General features: G+C 40.0%; 13 protein-coding genes. All 13 read right to left on the bottom strand.

The window, feature by feature from the left end:
* Nucleotides 1-95 precede the first annotated feature (95 nt).
* The 13 genes from bsdcttw_RS01525 to ahpC all read right to left on the bottom strand — a co-directional run bounded on the left by bsdcttw_RS01525 (nt 96) and on the right by ahpC (nt 15,719).
* Complete coding sequence (locus tag bsdcttw_RS01525) at nt 96-2,306, bottom strand: PAS domain S-box protein (RefSeq protein WP_207726478.1); 2,211 nt, start codon at nt 2,304-2,306, stop codon at nt 96-98.
* A 322-nt stretch (nt 2,307-2,628) separates the two neighbouring features.
* The gene (locus bsdcttw_RS01520; protein ID WP_185257698.1) at nt 2,629-3,432 is read right to left on the bottom strand and encodes a YdcF family protein; all 804 of its coding nucleotides are present in this window, start codon (nt 3,430-3,432) and stop codon (nt 2,629-2,631) included.
* 293 nt (nt 3,433-3,725) lie between these two features.
* The gene (locus bsdcttw_RS01515) at nt 3,726-4,346 is read right to left on the bottom strand and encodes an SGNH/GDSL hydrolase family protein (protein ID WP_185257697.1); all 621 of its coding nucleotides are present in this window, start codon (nt 4,344-4,346) and stop codon (nt 3,726-3,728) included.
* A 135-nt stretch (nt 4,347-4,481) separates the two neighbouring features.
* Nucleotides 4,482-5,432, bottom strand: a complete 951-nt coding sequence (locus tag bsdcttw_RS01510; protein ID WP_185257696.1) for a DUF1861 family protein — start codon at nt 5,430-5,432, stop codon at nt 4,482-4,484.
* An 80-nt stretch (nt 5,433-5,512) separates the two neighbouring features.
* Nucleotides 5,513-5,650, bottom strand: coding sequence for a hypothetical protein (locus bsdcttw_RS01505; protein ID WP_185257695.1), 138 nt, complete (start codon nt 5,648-5,650; stop codon nt 5,513-5,515).
* A 272-nt stretch (nt 5,651-5,922) separates the two neighbouring features.
* Nucleotides 5,923-6,570 carry a beta-phosphoglucomutase gene (gene pgmB, locus bsdcttw_RS01500; protein WP_185257694.1) on the bottom strand — a complete coding sequence of 216 codons (648 nt, stop codon included), beginning with the start codon at nt 6,568-6,570 and terminating at the stop codon, nt 5,923-5,925.
* A 15-nt stretch (nt 6,571-6,585) separates the two neighbouring features.
* Nucleotides 6,586-8,904 (bottom strand): glycoside hydrolase family 65 protein, encoded by a 2,319-nt coding sequence (locus bsdcttw_RS01495; RefSeq protein WP_225903761.1) that lies wholly within the window; start codon nt 8,902-8,904, stop codon nt 6,586-6,588.
* Nucleotides 8,905-8,955: 51 nt separating this feature from the next.
* The gene (locus bsdcttw_RS01490; protein WP_185259652.1) at nt 8,956-9,795 is read right to left on the bottom strand and encodes a carbohydrate ABC transporter permease; all 840 of its coding nucleotides are present in this window, start codon (nt 9,793-9,795) and stop codon (nt 8,956-8,958) included.
* The gene (locus bsdcttw_RS01485; RefSeq protein ID WP_185257692.1) at nt 9,795-10,670 is read right to left on the bottom strand and encodes a carbohydrate ABC transporter permease; all 876 of its coding nucleotides are present in this window, start codon (nt 10,668-10,670) and stop codon (nt 9,795-9,797) included. Before bsdcttw_RS01485 ends, bsdcttw_RS01490 begins: the two co-directional genes overlap by 1 nt.
* Before the next feature lie 95 nt (nt 10,671-10,765).
* Nucleotides 10,766-12,082, bottom strand: a complete 1,317-nt coding sequence (locus bsdcttw_RS01480) for a sugar ABC transporter substrate-binding protein (protein ID WP_197979817.1) — start codon at nt 12,080-12,082, stop codon at nt 10,766-10,768.
* Between the two features lie 243 nt (nt 12,083-12,325).
* The gene (locus bsdcttw_RS01475; protein ID WP_185257691.1) at nt 12,326-13,306 is read right to left on the bottom strand and encodes a LacI family DNA-binding transcriptional regulator; all 981 of its coding nucleotides are present in this window, start codon (nt 13,304-13,306) and stop codon (nt 12,326-12,328) included.
* Nucleotides 13,307-13,556: 250 nt separating this feature from the next.
* Complete coding sequence (gene ahpF / locus bsdcttw_RS01470; RefSeq protein ID WP_185257690.1) at nt 13,557-15,086, bottom strand: alkyl hydroperoxide reductase subunit F; 1,530 nt, start codon at nt 15,084-15,086, stop codon at nt 13,557-13,559.
* Between the two features lie 69 nt (nt 15,087-15,155).
* Nucleotides 15,156-15,719: an alkyl hydroperoxide reductase subunit C gene (ahpC, locus tag bsdcttw_RS01465; RefSeq protein WP_185257689.1), complete on the bottom strand. Its 564-nt coding sequence runs from the start codon at nt 15,717-15,719 to the stop codon at nt 15,156-15,158.
* Nucleotides 15,720-15,940 lie beyond the last annotated feature (221 nt).

Below are 15,940 nucleotides of genomic sequence, written 5' to 3'. Positions count from 1 at the left end.
ACCAGTCGACGCGAAATGTATTAGTATACACTCAGTCCTGTTTTAGATTTTATTAAGCTATTTTGCAACAGCCCTTTGCATTTATACGGATTTATTTAAGCTCCAGTATAATCTGTCCAGTTTCTTTTTAAAACCTTTTCAATAAATATCCTGGCTACTGCTTCATCGAATTGGCTGCCTGCATTGGCTGCTATTTCTTTGATAACGGCCTCCTCCTCCATTGGTTCCTGATATTCTCTTGGGTACAGCATCCTGTCATATGCATCTGCAAGACTTAAGATCCTTGCCTGCAGTGGTATATCACTACCTTTTATTCCCCTGGGATAACCCTTGCCATCCATACGTTCATGATGGCATAAGACATATAGTGCAATCTGGGTAAATTCATTGGAGCTTTTCAATATCTGGTAACCTATTTCAGGGTGCCTTTTGTATTCAACCCATTCTGCCTCCGTAAGGGGATTCTGTTTGTTAAAAAGTTTTTCTTCCATTCCTATCTTACCGATATCATGAAGAGAACCAGCTGTTATAATCTCGTTAACCGACTCCTCGCTCATCCCCATTGCTTTTGCTATCTCTCCGCATAATCCGCCTACTCTTTTGTTATGAGCTTCTTCCTCTTTGCTTTTACGATAAAATACTTGCGTTATTATTTTCAGGGTTTCATTACGCATACTGCTGCTTTCATTGAGTTTATGCCGGTACATGGCATTCTCTGCTTCCACAAAAATATTCTCCATCCGCTGGGTATCTGCTGTCTTTGTTGCACAGCCAAAGGAAACGGAAAGGACAGAACTTTCACTGCTTCTTGCAGCTAATGTCTTTTTAATATTGGCTATAAGTCCCTCCGCCTCTTTTTCCTCCATCCCCGGCAGCAAGAGGACAAATTCATCTCCGCCGATACGTGCTACCATATCCTCCCCATGGCATTCACTGGAAAGAATCTGTGAGACCTGGATAAGCAGCTGATCGCCCGCCAGGTGACCAAAAGCATCATTGGTAAGTTTTAAACCGTTCACATCAGCAAGGACCAAGGTAACCGGAAGATTCCTGGCTGCATCCAGTCTTAAAAGCTCTTCATCATAGAACCTGCGATTGTATAGCCCTGTCAATTGATCATGATAACTTAAATATAACACCTTTTGTTCGACATTTCTTCTCTCCTCAATATTACGGCTGACTCCAAGTATCTCAATTTCCTGCTCAGCGTTATAACGATATCCGGCGGAGGTCTCCATCCAAATAAGCCGGCCGTTTTTATGATTACTCTGCATCTCAATAATATAAAACTGGGATTTTTCCGGATTCTCAAGAAACTCTCTTACATGTTCTGCAGCCCGCTGCTCCACACGCTGAAGAAATTCTTCCGGCAGCAAGTTTTCTAATGGAATCTCTAAGGCCTCCTCCGGCTGATAGCCCAATATCTGAACAACTGCCGGGCTTATATAAGTAAATTTATACCTGCTATAATTAAATATCCATATCATATCAGAAGTAAACTCGGTAATCAGACGGTACTTTTCCTCGCTTGCCCTTAATGCGCTCTCCATAAGTTTTCGCTGGGTTATATCCTGCTGCGTAGCGAGTATGCAGAGCTGGTTTTGATATTGAATAAAAATACCGCTTACCATTGCCCAGAATGTTCTCCCTTTCTGTGTCTGCAGATTCGTTTCAAAACCCTTTACCATACCCTGCTCTATCAGCTCATCAACGAACCGGCGTCTGTCTTCTGTGTTTGCCCAAAAGGCAAGGGTACTGCTTCCCTCCCTTACTATCTCACCTGTTTCAAAAAGTTCTTTTCCGGCATTGTTAACATAAAATATTTCACCGTCTATACCATTAATATAAAGTGAAATCGGTAGGTTATCAATCATACGGTGAAATTGCAGTTCATTTTCCTGTATCCTGTTAAACAGCTTTTCACTTTCCTCAACCTGCTGTCTTTCTCTGGATACATCCAGAAAATTTATCGCAAAGTAATATAGCCTGGGAGAATATACCTGGATGTGGTACCAGCGGCCAAGAGCCGCCGAGTATTGTTCGTATTCTGCGGTTTTCCCATGTAGGGCGGTTTCTGCATATGCCTTAATAAAATCGAATTCTTCTTCCTTTATTCCCGGAATTACTTCCGTTATCTTTTTCCCTATTATTTGTTCAGCTTTTAATCCTGTCATTTCTTCAAATGCTCTGTTTACTTCAAGAAACACATAGTCAATGGGTCTGCCTTCTTCGTCAAGAAGAATTTTGTGGTAAGCAAATGCCCTTGGTGAATTCAATAAAATCTGTTTATAAAATGCCTCTTCCATACAGTCTACAGCCCTTCTTTCCCCGGTATCAATTTCTGTGGCTTTCCCTATCACCGTCAACTTATTAATTATATTATATACCATATTTTCTTGAAGCCGTCATTCAAAATTTTGCAAAAAATCTATTGTTTCCCTTGTTTTCGACATATATGCCCAAAAAAGAAACTGTCCGCTTTTCTTTTATTTTCTATCTAGGGTTAAATTAATACCATAAGATAAGTAATTTTAAAGAAATTCAGACAGCTTTCTCTTTTCTCTATCACATTTTATATTTTACTTTAGCTTCACAGACAGGCTTAACAGATAGATTACCGCGGCATTATTACCTTACATTAACGTGCCCATACCATTTCATATTCCCCTGCAGGACATCCTTAACCACACCAAAAAATTCTCTGACATAATAATGCAGTGTTAAGATATCATCATTAGGAGCTCCAAGTCCCTGAACCACTTTAATCCCTTGGGTTCTGGCAAGACTTAGTGCCCGAAATACATGAAACCTGTTAGTGACCACAACAACCTTTACAGAGGAACTGTCAGAGGCTTCTCTTGAATCTATTATACCTTTACTGTTCACCAGATTCTCATAAGTATTTACCGACTTATCCTCCAACAAGATCCGCTCTGTATCAATTCCCTTATCTGCCAGGTAATTTCTCATAGCCAGAGCTTCTGTTATCTCTTCTCCTCTTCCTTGCCCTCCTGACACGATTACAGTTGTCTGTGGGTTATCCAAAAGATATTTAAGCGCAGTGTCCAGGCGGTTCTTAAGTGCTTTGGAAACCGTCCTTCCTTTTACCTGCGCTCCCAACACTATCATATAATCTGCCTTTGGGGCAGCCTTACCCATACCCCCATAGAAGATATTTCCTTCCACCAGAAGAAATACGGCTGCACCGCATATAAACAAAACGGAAAACGCATAATACCATATCCGATGAAAAAAGACATGCTTTGTATGGAGTAGGGTAAAAAGTGCGAAGGCCAAAAAGCTTCCTATCGCCGCCAAAATCCAGAACCACAAAAAAGCTGTTCCGGCTCCGGAATAGGAAATTATAAGGATTGTATACCCGACACAAAAGATACCGGCAATTAAGAATAAAATAGAAAATAATAACAGCATTTCTTACTCCTTTATGTACCTTTCTATATTAACAGGTACGTTAATAACATTACCATATTTGCTAATATTAACACCAGTTATTTCTCCTTAAATTTCCATTAAGAATTTATATAGACGAGCTATGTCAATATAAGAGTCAAAAGGTCAGTTTTATATAAAAGATTTATACGCACAAAGCAGAAAGATACATGCGCCGGTTCCAAGACACATTCCTTCTTTCTGCTTTGTTCAAATTATCTGTAAATTTATTATATCACGGCTCTGATATACTTATCAGTTATTGATTTATTGCTTTAAAAACCTGTCTTCTTTAACCACTCCTGGGCGATCAAGGCATGTCCTGCCATGGTAGGATGTACTCCGTCTGCTGCCCAAAACGCCGGACTCTTTAGCGCTGCCGCACTGTTTATTAAACCATCCAGAGGTAAGAGCAGCGTCTTAAATTCCCTTGCCAGATTTCTTACAGCATGTATCTTCGGGTCAAGATCCTCTCTCCACATATTTCTGTCCTCCGGGAAAGGTAATACAAAAGGTTCGCACAGCATGATTTTAGCACTGGTTTTTTCTTTCACCTGTAAGATAATCCTTCTGTAGGTATCCTCAAAAACTTTTGCAGAAGTAGGATCATTATTATCATAACGCCTCCAAGTGTCATTAATACCTATCAGAATGGATACAAATGTAGGCTCTAAACTAATACAATCCTCATTCCATCTTGCCTCTAAATCACATACTCTATTGCCTGATATCCCCTTATTTATAAAGCGGATATTTTTCTCAGGATACTTAGCCTGAAGCCATGAACTGATTAGCAGGGGATATCCGAGTCCCATATCATCTTCATTTTCTCTGTTTCTGCCACAGTCGGTTACACTGTCCCCCTGGAACAAAACTACTTCATTCTCTCTAAACATACCAACACCCTTTCTCCATAAGTTTTTATACAAACTGTTCCAATTATAGCAATAAAGTGAAAAATTCACAATAGAAATGGCTTACATAGATATTATGAATTCGAATATTTATTTCTGTGCCGAAGCACATTTAATCTACTTTAATTTTGCATGAAAAGGATAATCTATCGTTATACAGCCTTCCATGGTATCACCTATACCCGCATATAGGTCCGCTTTTTTGTCCTCCCTCATAACAATTCCTGAAGTAAACGTACAATCAATCAGGTTAGGTAATTTAGCAGGTCCCTCCGGATAACAGGAACGGGTTCCAATCACTTTCTTATTTGTGACTTCTAACGTCTGAGGATTAAATTCAAAAGAAATATTCATATAAACCGCCAGAGCTTCTCCCTCCTCAATGGGTTGGGTATAGCACTGATGTCCGATAACGCCTATCGTTCCATCCTCCAGCAGATATGCCTGATTACAGCCGCCCCATTCACCTCTGTCAAAAATACCCGGTACCAGCTCTGCTGCTTCTATCACATCATTGGTCAGTTCTTCCAAGGAAGAAATTACAGCAAAGCCAATCATGGCACCACTGCCATATTTCTTTTCTATTTCTTCATTTCTGGGTCTTGAAAATACCCCAATTCTACCATCCATAAGTTCAACCAGACGAATATCCTTCATATAATCAGGCCCTGTAGTAAAGTAGACTAAATCATTTAAATCTCTTCCTCTGTAGAAATAACCGTAATAAGTCTCCACCTTGCTGTTCTGCTTTCTCACATGAGTTCCCCCAAGCACCATCTCACCGTGAATAATGCTGATATAAGGGTCCTCCAACTGATAAATCATGTGATCCTTTACCAGCGTATAATCCTTCTCCCCTGTCCTTTCAAACAATCTGACCCAGGACCTTGCCCATTCTTCTCTTTTTTCCACTCTTCCGTAGATATACTCTTTTCCCTCCCAGGTAAAAGGTATAGAACAGTTATACACATCAAAACCTTCCACCCCATGAAAAGTCAGAACTGTACTATGATACACCTTCTTGTCCTTCTCCTGTTCAAACTGAATTTTCCAATCCTTAATAGACATGCTTCAACTCTCCTTCATTAATATAATTTTTGCCACCCATTTGCTGCTTAACCCTATTACCAATATAACATCCGCGGGACCTAAATAGCAAGCAAATGAGTCTTGAACAAGAAATGAAACACATAGATTATAGCCGGTAAGGCTATTAAGTAAGAAAATTTGTTCTTCACCACATCACGGAAAAAGCTATCTTTTTTCGTATCTGTTCTCTTTCTCATTTTTATGACCTCTCTCCTTCGTTCTGATTTCATTTTAATCTTTTAGGTCTCACCGTAAACTCAGAAGAAGTTGTGATGTGCTTTGAAAATTAGCAATTTCATCTATAAAAAACAGCTATCACCTATAAAATCGTGCAAATTAGTATCAATAAGTAAAATAAAAGGTTGCTGCAAATCAGCTTTAAAACAAAAAGGAATCATTCATCCTTCTGTCATTTAAGCTCTTCTGCAACAACCTTCACTAAGGTCTGCTTTATATAAATGATAATTTTCTATTTTGCTTCACAGATTTTTACTAAATCAATAAATCCTTTTAAGCTATACTCTGCCATAGGATAACCATATGCATCTCCTATAGCGGCACTATCCATTCCTGCTGCTCGCGCGGCATCAATACCTGCCTTAGCATCTTCCACTACAAGACAGCTCTCCGGCTCAACGTTTAAATACTCCGCAGCCATCAGAAAAACTTCCGGGTCAGGTTTTGATTTCGTAATGTTATTTCCGTCTGAAATTGCATCAAAAAATCCGGAGAGGCCTATTCTCTCTAATATAAATCTTGCATTCTTGCTGGAGGAACCAATGCTTAGTAATATTCCGCTGGTTCTAAGCTGCTCCAGTGTAGCCTTTACCTCAGCTGGCAGGTCATTTGGGGTCATCTCTTTCAGAAGCTCTTTATATCTGCCATTCTTTTCTTCGGCAAGTTCTGTCTTTTCTTCTTCTGTAAACTTAGTTCCCTTCCAACCTTCCAATATTATCTCTAGGCTCGCCATCCGGCTTACTCCTCTTAATCTATTGTTGATTGCCTCATCAAAATATACACCGATTTTGTCCGCCAACTGCTTCCAGGCAAGGTAATGGTACCGGTCCGTATGGCAGATAACTCCATCAAGATCAAAAATAACTGCTTTGTATTTCATTTAATCACCATTCTATCATTTGTTCAAACCTATTTTCACAGATACCCTGTCATTTAATTCATATAATTCCTGATATACCTGAAGTCTTGTGGCGCTTCCGCTTATCAGTGTAAAAATGCTTTCCTCTTTCTTAACCTCCACCTTTATACGGCTATCCTCATAATTAATCTGGAAACAGTATTCCTCCCAGCACTCCGGAAGCACCGGCGCAAAACTGATACCGCTTTCCTTGATTCTTAGCCCAGCAAAGCCATAGACAATTGCCATAAAGGTTCCTCCCATATTTGCTGTATGGATGCCATCCTTTGTATTCTTATGGGTATTGAATAAATCCAGCTTGGCAGAGTCTCCAAAATACTCATAAGCTTTCTGAGTCAGCCCAAGCTTGGAAGCTACGATACTGAAGATACAGGTAGATAAAGAGGAATCATGGGTAGTTACCTTTTCATAATACTCAAAGGACTTACCTATTGTCTCCAGGGACTGGGCATCCTCGAAGATAAAGTGTGCCAATACCGTATCTGCCTGCTTGCATACCTGATAACGGTATAAATGCAAGGGGTGATAATGCAGCAACAGCGGGAATTTATCTGCCGGTGTGCCAGGTATATCCCACACCTTTTTTGCAAGAAAGGAATCGTCTTGGGGGTTGATTCCAAGCTCCTCATCGTAGGGAAGATACATATTTTCCGCTGCTCGGCCAAACTCCTCGATCTCATTATCCGTAAGGGTTATTTTTTCTGTAACTTTTTGTAGCATACCTGCCTCTTTTAATAAATAAAAGAACTTAACAGCCCAATTAAGATTGTACTGGGCGGCTGCATTGGTAAAATAATTGTTGTTTACCATACAGGTGTATTCGTCCGGTCCGGTTACCTCGTTAATACGAAAGCTTCCCTCGAAGTAATTCCCCACATCCAGCCAAAGTCTGGCAGTTTCAAAAATAATCTCTGCGCCTTTATCCGCAATAAAGTCAATATCCTTTGTTGCCAGATAATATGAAACAATAGAGTAAGCAACATCTCCGTTGATGTGATAGGCAGCGGTTCCGGAGGGAAAGTAACCGGAACACTCCACTCCCATAATCGTACGCCAGGGATATAATATCCCTTTCTTATGGCCCAAAATATGTGCATTCTCTCTTGCCTGTTCCAATGTGCTGTAACGGAAGCTGATAAGATTCTTTGTGATAGCAGGCTGAGTCAGATTAAAGAAAGGCTGTATATACATTTCCGTATCCCAGAAATAATGGCCTTCATAACCTTCTCCGCTTAATCCCTTGGCTGCAATATTACTGTGTTCGTCTTTTCCCACGGATTGAATCAATTGGTACATATTATAATTAACTGCTTCTGTTAGGGCATCATCTCCCTTAATTTGCAACATACAATTATCCCAGAATTCCTTTAGATATATCCTTTGGGTTTCGTAATGCCCGGACAGGGGTATGCGCAGTGCCTTTTCCATCTCTTCCTTTGCCGCTTTACTGCAATCGCCAAATCGGATTGAATCACAAAATACTGTATATTTCGTCAGGATAACTGTCTCCTGTTCCTTTATAGGAAGCTGTGCTTTATAGCAGGCACTGTGCTCTGTTTGATTTAACAGCAGCTCCGTTTCTATATTTTCTTCTTGCTTTCCCTTTTCTCCCTCTGCTGTAAGGGTATGTGCTACTCCTGTGCAGACTGACAGGCCAGACTTTGAGGTCGTTGATGTAAGGTATGAAGCTCCTTCTTCCATCCAGGCCTTCTCAGGCAGGATATACCTCTTGCTTTCCTGGGCTACCCTTGGATCATTGGCATTACTGTAATTCGTTACCTTCCCGGTATGGTAGGAGGTAAAACTGATATTTCCGCTGAAATTCAGTGCTTTTACACTGTATTCAATCGTGAATAAGGTAAGCTGGCAAAAGGAAGTCATTCGCTTAATCCTGATCTCTGCTTCTTTTCCACCAGGTGAACGCCAATGAACCTCTCTTCCCGTAACCCCTGCCTCCATATCCAGAAATCTCCTGCTCCTTAAGACTTCTCCCTCAAAAAGGCTGAACCTTTCTCCATCAAGCTCCAGATATATGGTCTGGGTATCTGCAACATTTAACATTGCCTGCTTATCTTCCACAAGCCCGCAGAGCTTCTCTGCCTGCTTCATATCTGCAATATCATAAAAGCCATTAATATATGAACCTCTTATGGTGTCATACCCATCCGGATATCCTTCTTCATAATTGGAACGGATGCCGATATATCCGTTGGCATTATGAAAAACTGTTTCATTTACCATAAGTGCATTGTTGTCTGTTTTGTCATTCTCTATCTCATAAATTTTATACTGCACTTTAATTCTTTCCTCCCTATCCTTCCTTGATGCCATAGCACGCTCATATTTTTACAATTTAACCGCTCCGGCAGCAACTCCCTTTACGATGTATTTCTGAGCACACAGATAGAATATAATAACCGGTGTCACTGTCAGCATAAGTCCCGCCATTGCCAGATTCCATTCAATTGTAAACTGCCCGAAGAAGGAAGCTGTAGATAAGGGAATGGTCCTTAGAGATTTACTGGATAATACCAAAGAAGGAAGCAAGTAATCATTCCATATCCATATAACATCCAGTATCGCAACAGTCACAGTGGTCGGTTTCAGCATTGGAAAAACAATCTTCCAGAAGACCTTAAAGGTATTACAGCCGTCAATAGTAGCTGCTTCTTCCAGGGATACCGGTATGGATTTCACAAATCCATGGTATAAGAATACTGCCATACTGGTTCCAAATCCTATATTCATATAAATAAGTCCGCCTAAACTATTTAACATAGGGATATGCAGATTATCCCTTACCCATCCCATTACCTGCATTAAAGGCATCATAATAGTCTGGAAAGGTATAATCATGGTTGCCACAAATATCATAAATAATATCCGGCTAAGTCTGTTGTCGGTCCGTACAAACATCCAGGCAGTCATCGAAGCCAAGATAATAATAACCGTAATAGATATTATTGTAACAACAAGAGAGTTTCTAAAAGCTCCCAAAAAGCTCATCTTATTCATGGCCTTTGCAAAATATTCAAAGGACATGCTCTTTGGCAGCGCCAGCATATTCTTATAAAGTTCTGCCCTGTTCTTAAAGGAATTGACCAGTACAATATAAATCGGGAACAGATATGCAAGGCAGAGAACAACTACCAAAAACTCTATAAAAATCTTACCAAGTCTTTTCATCACATCTCCACCTCCTTCTTCTTAGTAACGGAAACCTGAAGCAAAGTAATCACTGCAACCGCAAGGAAGAATACAATGGCTTTTGCCTGGCCGTATCCGTAATTATTCAGAGAGAAGATTTCATTGTATATATTCATAGCCATCATTTCCGTGGCATTACTTGGACCTCCTCCGGTAAGGGAGAAGTTCACATCAAAGAGTTTAAAGCAATTGGATAAAGTTAAGAACAGACATATGGTAAAGGAAGGCATAATCAGAGGGAATTTAATTCGGAGCAATGTCTGCCAGAAATTAGCTCCGTCCACCTTAGCTGCCTCCAGCACATCTTCCGGCATAGCTTGAATACCATTGATATATATGATCATGATATATCCCGCCATCTGCCAGGTTGCCACAATTATCATTGCCACCAGTGCAAACCTGGGATTTAACAGCCAGCTAAAGAAAACCTTCGTTAAGCCTGTAATCTGTCCGATTGATTTGAATACATCCGTAAAAATAAATTTCCAGATATAACCCAGAATCAGACCCCCGATAAGATAAGGCATAAAAAGCATTGTCCTGGCTGCATTTTTCACTTTAAGTTTTCCGGTCACCGCCAGAGCAAAGGTCAGACCCAATAAGTTAATTAATAGCACAGAAAATATAGTGAATAGCACCGTATGTACTGCAGAGGTCAGAAAACGGCTGTCTGCAAAAAGTCTTATATAATTGTCCAAACCTACGAACTTTTTTTCATTTAACGGCATTCCGTCCCAGGATATGAAGGAATACCCGATGCCAATTATAAATGGTATTACTACAACTGTTGTAAAGATAAATACTAGAGGAAAAACAAACAAAGCATACCAGGCTTTATCCCTTCTCTTTCTCATAGAAATGCTCCTTTTATCAAACTTAAAATTACGGATAGAGAAATCGGCTTCACCGCCGCCAAATTTCCCTATCCGGTTACTTTACTAAAATCAGATTATTGTTTTCCTGCCTGAACGAAAGCATCTGTTAATTTCTCAAGGAGCTCCGTTCCGGTCATCTTGGTTGTAAAGAATTCCTGTGCTACAGGTACCAAATATACATCTACAATACCTGCGGGCCATTTACTCATAGGCCAGGAGATAGTCTTTCCCTGAGCTGCATAGTCTGCAACTGCCTGGGACAAAGGATCAAGCTTTGTACTTGTCATGGACTTTAACACGGGTATAAAACCGAACTTCTCCATCAGATATTTCTTTCCGGTGTCACTTGTATATAACCAGTTAATAAAGTCTTTACCTGCCTGTATCTCACCTGCAGAAGCCTGAGAATTTACATACCAGCAACTTGGTACGCTGACAGCAATTTTATCATTACCGTTGATAGGAAGTGGCATAATTCCCATATCAAACTTCACATCATAATCTTTGAACATACTATAGCACCAGTTGCCCTGATGGATGGAAGCGGTCTTACCGGTAGCAAAATCTCCTGTCTCACTATCATAATTTACTTCCAGAGGATTGCTGGTATTATCTCTGATTGCTTCCATAAACTTAGCAAACTCTACAAATTCAGGTGTATCCTGCATTTTTACTTCGCCTGCAACCAATTTCTTTATGTAATCATCCGGATCTGCCTGTAAGGCAAAAGGAGTATTTAAGATATGTCCGATAAGGAAATAACTTTCCTGGGATAAACTAAAACCGTTGATTCCGGCTGCCTTCTGATCTTTTAACATCTGAACAAAAGAATCATAACTTGTAACCTTGGATGCATCGATGAGGCTCTTATTATATACAACTCCAAAGCCTTCCATGGTATAAGGAATACCAACAACCTTGCCGTCAATTACATTTGCCATGTTGTCTGCAATATCGCTTACAAAAGATAAATCACTTAAATCAGCAAGATATGCTTTAAGGTCATCTGATTCGGAGCCGGGAGCCAAAGAGAAAACCGTAGGTCCCTGATTATTGCCAAGCTTTATTTTAAGTTGTTGTAAATAATCATCGCCGGTGGTTCCCCATACCTCAACCTGCACGCCGGTCTCATCGGTATAAGCTTTCGCGCATTCCTCCAACTGATCACTAATCTCAACCTTGGACTGGAAGATAACGATTTTATCTGCTGCCTTTGTCTGCTCTGTAGGTTTCGCATCGGTACTGCTATTCGTTCCGCTAGTTCCTGCATTATTTGTCTTTGCATTGTTGGTACTTGTATTTGTTTCCTTTTTCGTACCGCACCCGGTTAATATCATGCCCACAATCATGATAATTACAAGTAAAATGCTTGACATTTTTCTTAATTTCATAATACCCTCTCCTTTATATATGCTTTTTAATAAAACGTTACACTTAAATAATAATATTATTTTTTCATTATGTCAATATTGTTGAATTCTTTTCTTTAAACCGTTGCTATTTTTGTTATTTATGTATATTTTATACCATAAAAAAGTCATGTGAACCTCTCAACCTTTGTTGATTTTCACATGACTTTAGTAAAATAATATACAATTTTACTAATGTTTTACTTATTGCTATCCTTTTAAGCGCTAATTACGTTCTTCCGTCACACCAACACTGTCTCTAAAGATTATCTTGGCTTCTATTTTAAAAGTCTCTACATTCTTCTGTCCCCTAATATTCTCAATCAAATACCTGGCAGCAATATAACCTCTTTCATAATTAGGGATAGAAACGGTAGTAAGTCCCATGGCTTCGGCAAGATCACAATTATCAAATCCAGTGACTGCTATATCCTTGGGAACCCTGAGTCCGTTTTCCCTGAAGGCTTTCATTGCACCAATGGCCATATTATCATTGGCGCAGACAAGACAATCCGGAAGCTCTCTGCTTAACATCAATATCTTTGCAGCGGTATATCCGCTCTTCTCACGGTAGTTCCCGGCAAAGTAGCTCTTTTGCTGGAACTCTATATGGTTTGCCGCCAGTGCATCCCGGAAAGCCCTGTAACGTTCCTTGTTATCTGCGGTTTCTTCCGGACCTCCCACAAATCCAAAGCTCTTATAACCTCGGTCAATTACACCTTGTATCAGTTCATACATAGGCTCATAGTTGTTGACTACCACGCTCTTTATCCAGGGGTTCTCCAATATCCTATCCAGGACTACTATGGGGTAATTCTCTGCAGCGATGCGGTTTAAGACCTCATCCTTCATCTTTTTATCCAATATGATACTGCCGCTTGTAAGGCTGTTATTCATGTATTTCTCACAGGATTTATCCGTACAGATAATCAGGTCGAAATCATTGTCATTCACATAATCACTGATGCCATTGATAATCTTAAGATAAAAACTTCTGTCAAAATCGCTGAAATTAAAGAGGATGGTATTCGGTTTGCCGGATTTTAAGCCTTTTCCTGCCATATTAGGATAATAAGATAACTCTTCACAGATTTTAAGTATCTTATCTCTTGTATCATCCCCTACATTTTTCTTATTGTTTAAAACATTGGATACTGTTGATACGGAAACTCCTGCCTGTCTTGCAATATCTTTAATTCCTACCATAAGCCATCCCCCTTTATGCTCAGATTTTAGTATTCTTGTAAAATATTTTACTATATATCAGTAAACTTTACAATATATTTGTATAAATAGTCTACTCCCTTCTTCCTTTTTTAATATTCTATTTAATTCCCTTTTAACTCACTTCTAACTCCTTTTTAACTCACTTCTAGAATCAAGAGTACAAAAAGAAGCTTTCTTGTTTTTCTTTCAGAAAAGCAAGAAAGCTTCTGATAATAGCCTTCTATATTAATTAATTTCGAATGAGATAATCAAATGCACTGAGTGCTGCATTAGCCCCAGAGCCCATCGATATGATTATCTGCTTATAAGGACTGTCCGTACAGTCACCGGCAGCAAAGACACCGGGTACATTGGTATTATTATGGCTGTCAACTACGATTTCTCCTATCCTGTTACGATTAACGGTATCTCCCAGCCAGTCTGTATTGGCGGTTAAACCAATCTGTACGAATACACCCTCAAGGTTTAGGTGTTTCTCTTCACCTGTCTCCCGGTGGGTAAAGGTAATCCCGTCAACTTTACCCGCTCCGGTTATTTCCTTAGTCTGCACGTTCTTATAAACGGTGACGTTTGGCAGGCTGTTAAGATGTGCCTGCAGTACAGCATCTGCCTTTAGTTCCGGCATAAACTCAAGAACTGTAACCTGTTCAGCCACTCCTGCCAGATCAATAGCAGCTTCAATACCGGAATTACCTCCTCCGATAACAGCCACCCTCTTTCCTTTAAACAAAGGCCCGTCACAATGAGGGCAGTAGGCAACACCTTTAGTATTAAATTCTTCTTCTCCCGGTACATTGACCTTTCGCCACCTGGCACCGGTACTAATTATTACTGCTTTGCTTTTAAGCACAGCTCCATTCTCCAGTTCCACTTCGATCAAGTCTTTCTTCGCAAGTCCCTTCGCCCGCTGTCCTCTTATAATATCCACCTCATAATTTTTGACGTGTTCTTCCAGGCTCTGAGCTAACTTAGGTCCTTCCGTATACTTTGTACCGATTAGGTTCTCTATTCCCAGTGTATCAAGGACCTGCCCGCCGAAACGTTCTGCCACGATACCTGTTCGGATGCCTTTTCTTGCCGCATAGATAGCCGCGCTTGCTCCTGCAGGACCTCCGCCGACTACCAGTATTTCAAAGGGTTCTTTCTCATAAGCTTCCTCTGTCTCCATGGGAACATCTAGCTTAGAAAGAATTTCTTCCAACTCCATACGTCCGCCGCCAAAGAATTCTCCGTCAAGATAAACCGCCGGAACTGCCAGAATATCTTTTTCTTCTGTCTCCTTCTTATAGATGGCACCATCAATCATTGTATGACTATATCCGGGGTTTAGCACACTTATAATATTTAACGCCTGTACAACCTCCGGGCAATTATGGCAGCTTAGACTGACATAGGTCTCAAACTTGTGCTCGCCCTTTAATGCCTTAATCTGCTCTTTCACCTTTTCGCTGATCTTTGGGGCTCTGCCGCTGACCTGTAAAAGAGCAAGTACAAAGGAATTGAATTCATGTCCCAAAGGAATACCTGCAAAGGTTACACCCTTTAGTCCTCCTCTTTTACATATCTGAAAGCTGGGCGTTCTTGGTAAGCTTGCCTTTACTATATTAATTTTATCGGACAGTGTGCCGACTTCCCCGATAAAAGTTAATAAATCCTCGGATACAGTATCTGTACCTGCACTTATCTTTATATCTATTTCTTCTTCCAACAACTTTAAATATTCAATAAGTTGACTTTTAATTTCTTCTTCCAGTACCATAATCATACCCCTTCCAACATGCCGAGGTGAAAGCTGCGAATCTCTAGCACTTGTAAAAATTTTATTTCATCAAATTTTTCCTACGAGGTCAAGGCTGGGCTTTAGGGTTGCGCTGCCTTCTTTCCACTTCGCCGGGCATACTTCGCCTGGATTATTTCGAACATATTGGGCAGCTTTCAGCTTATCAACCAAAGTATCCGCATTTCGTCCGATATTGCCTGCATTAATCTCTACCGCCTTAATTATTCCATCTGGATCCACAAGAAATGTTCCTCTGTCTGCTAGTCCGTCTTCCTCGATCAGTACATCAAAGTTTCTGGAGAGAATATGGGAGGGGTCTCCAATCATGGTATAAGTTAACTTACGGATAGCTTCCGAAGTATCATGCCATGCTTTATGGGTATAGTGAGTATCCGTAGATACTGAATACACTTCTGCTCCCAGCTTCTGAAAGGTCTCATAGTTGTTCTGTAGATCCTCCAACTCTGTAGGGCATACAAAGGTAAAGTCCGCAGGATAAAAGCAGATAATACTCCACTTTCCCTTAAAATCAGCTTCTGTTACCTCTAGAAATTTTCCGTTACGAAATGCCTGTGCTTTAAATGGTTTTACTTCTTTTCCTACTAATGACATAGATGTTACCTCCTAATAATTTTATTTGTATTATAAGTTTTCATATTATTTAATTGATACCAGTAATCATTACTGTTATTATAATATAAAATTCTATCCTTATTGTCAAGAGGTATTTCTATTTTTTCCAACATTATGCAACTGAAAAAATGGGACTGCTGCTTTCGTATTTGAAATCGTAAAGCGACAGCTTGAACAAGATTTAAGATCATTGGGATTTA

This window comes from Anaerocolumna chitinilytica (assembly GCF_014218355.1).
GTDB lineage: Bacteria > Bacillota > Clostridia > Lachnospirales > Lachnospiraceae > Anaerocolumna > Anaerocolumna chitinilytica.
Note: the sequence above shows the minus strand (reverse complement) of the source record. Positions and strands in the feature narration are given on the sequence as shown.

What these genes read in the sequence shown, in the direction of transcription:
- bsdcttw_RS01520 (WP_185257698.1), bottom strand. Translation starts at nt 3,432, where the DNA reads ATGCTGTTATTATTTTCTATTTTATTCTTAATTGCCGGTATCTTTTGT.
- pgmB (WP_185257694.1), bottom strand. Translation starts at nt 6,570, where the DNA reads ATGAAATACAAAGCAGTTATTTTTGATCTTGATGGAGTTATCTGCCAT.
- bsdcttw_RS01525 (WP_207726478.1), bottom strand. Translation starts at nt 2,306, where the DNA reads ATGGAAGAGGCATTTTATAAACAGATTTTATTGAATTCACCAAGGGCA.
- bsdcttw_RS01505 (WP_185257695.1), bottom strand. Translation starts at nt 5,650, where the DNA reads ATGAGAAAGAGAACAGATACGAAAAAAGATAGCTTTTTCCGTGATGTG.
- bsdcttw_RS01510 (WP_185257696.1), bottom strand. Translation starts at nt 5,432, where the DNA reads ATGTCTATTAAGGATTGGAAAATTCAGTTTGAACAGGAGAAGGACAAG.
- bsdcttw_RS01480 (WP_197979817.1), bottom strand. Translation starts at nt 12,082, where the DNA reads ATGAAATTAAGAAAAATGTCAAGCATTTTACTTGTAATTATCATGATT.
- ahpC (WP_185257689.1), bottom strand. Translation starts at nt 15,719, where the DNA reads ATGTCATTAGTAGGAAAAGAAGTAAAACCATTTAAAGCACAGGCATTT.
- bsdcttw_RS01485 (WP_185257692.1), bottom strand. Translation starts at nt 10,670, where the DNA reads ATGAGAAAGAGAAGGGATAAAGCCTGGTATGCTTTGTTTGTTTTTCCT.
- ahpF (WP_185257690.1), bottom strand. Translation starts at nt 15,086, where the DNA reads ATGGTACTGGAAGAAGAAATTAAAAGTCAACTTATTGAATATTTAAAG.
- bsdcttw_RS01515 (WP_185257697.1), bottom strand. Translation starts at nt 4,346, where the DNA reads ATGTTTAGAGAGAATGAAGTAGTTTTGTTCCAGGGGGACAGTGTAACC.
- bsdcttw_RS01475 (WP_185257691.1), bottom strand. Translation starts at nt 13,306, where the DNA reads ATGGTAGGAATTAAAGATATTGCAAGACAGGCAGGAGTTTCCGTATCA.
- bsdcttw_RS01490 (WP_185259652.1), bottom strand. Translation starts at nt 9,795, where the DNA reads ATGAAAAGACTTGGTAAGATTTTTATAGAGTTTTTGGTAGTTGTTCTC.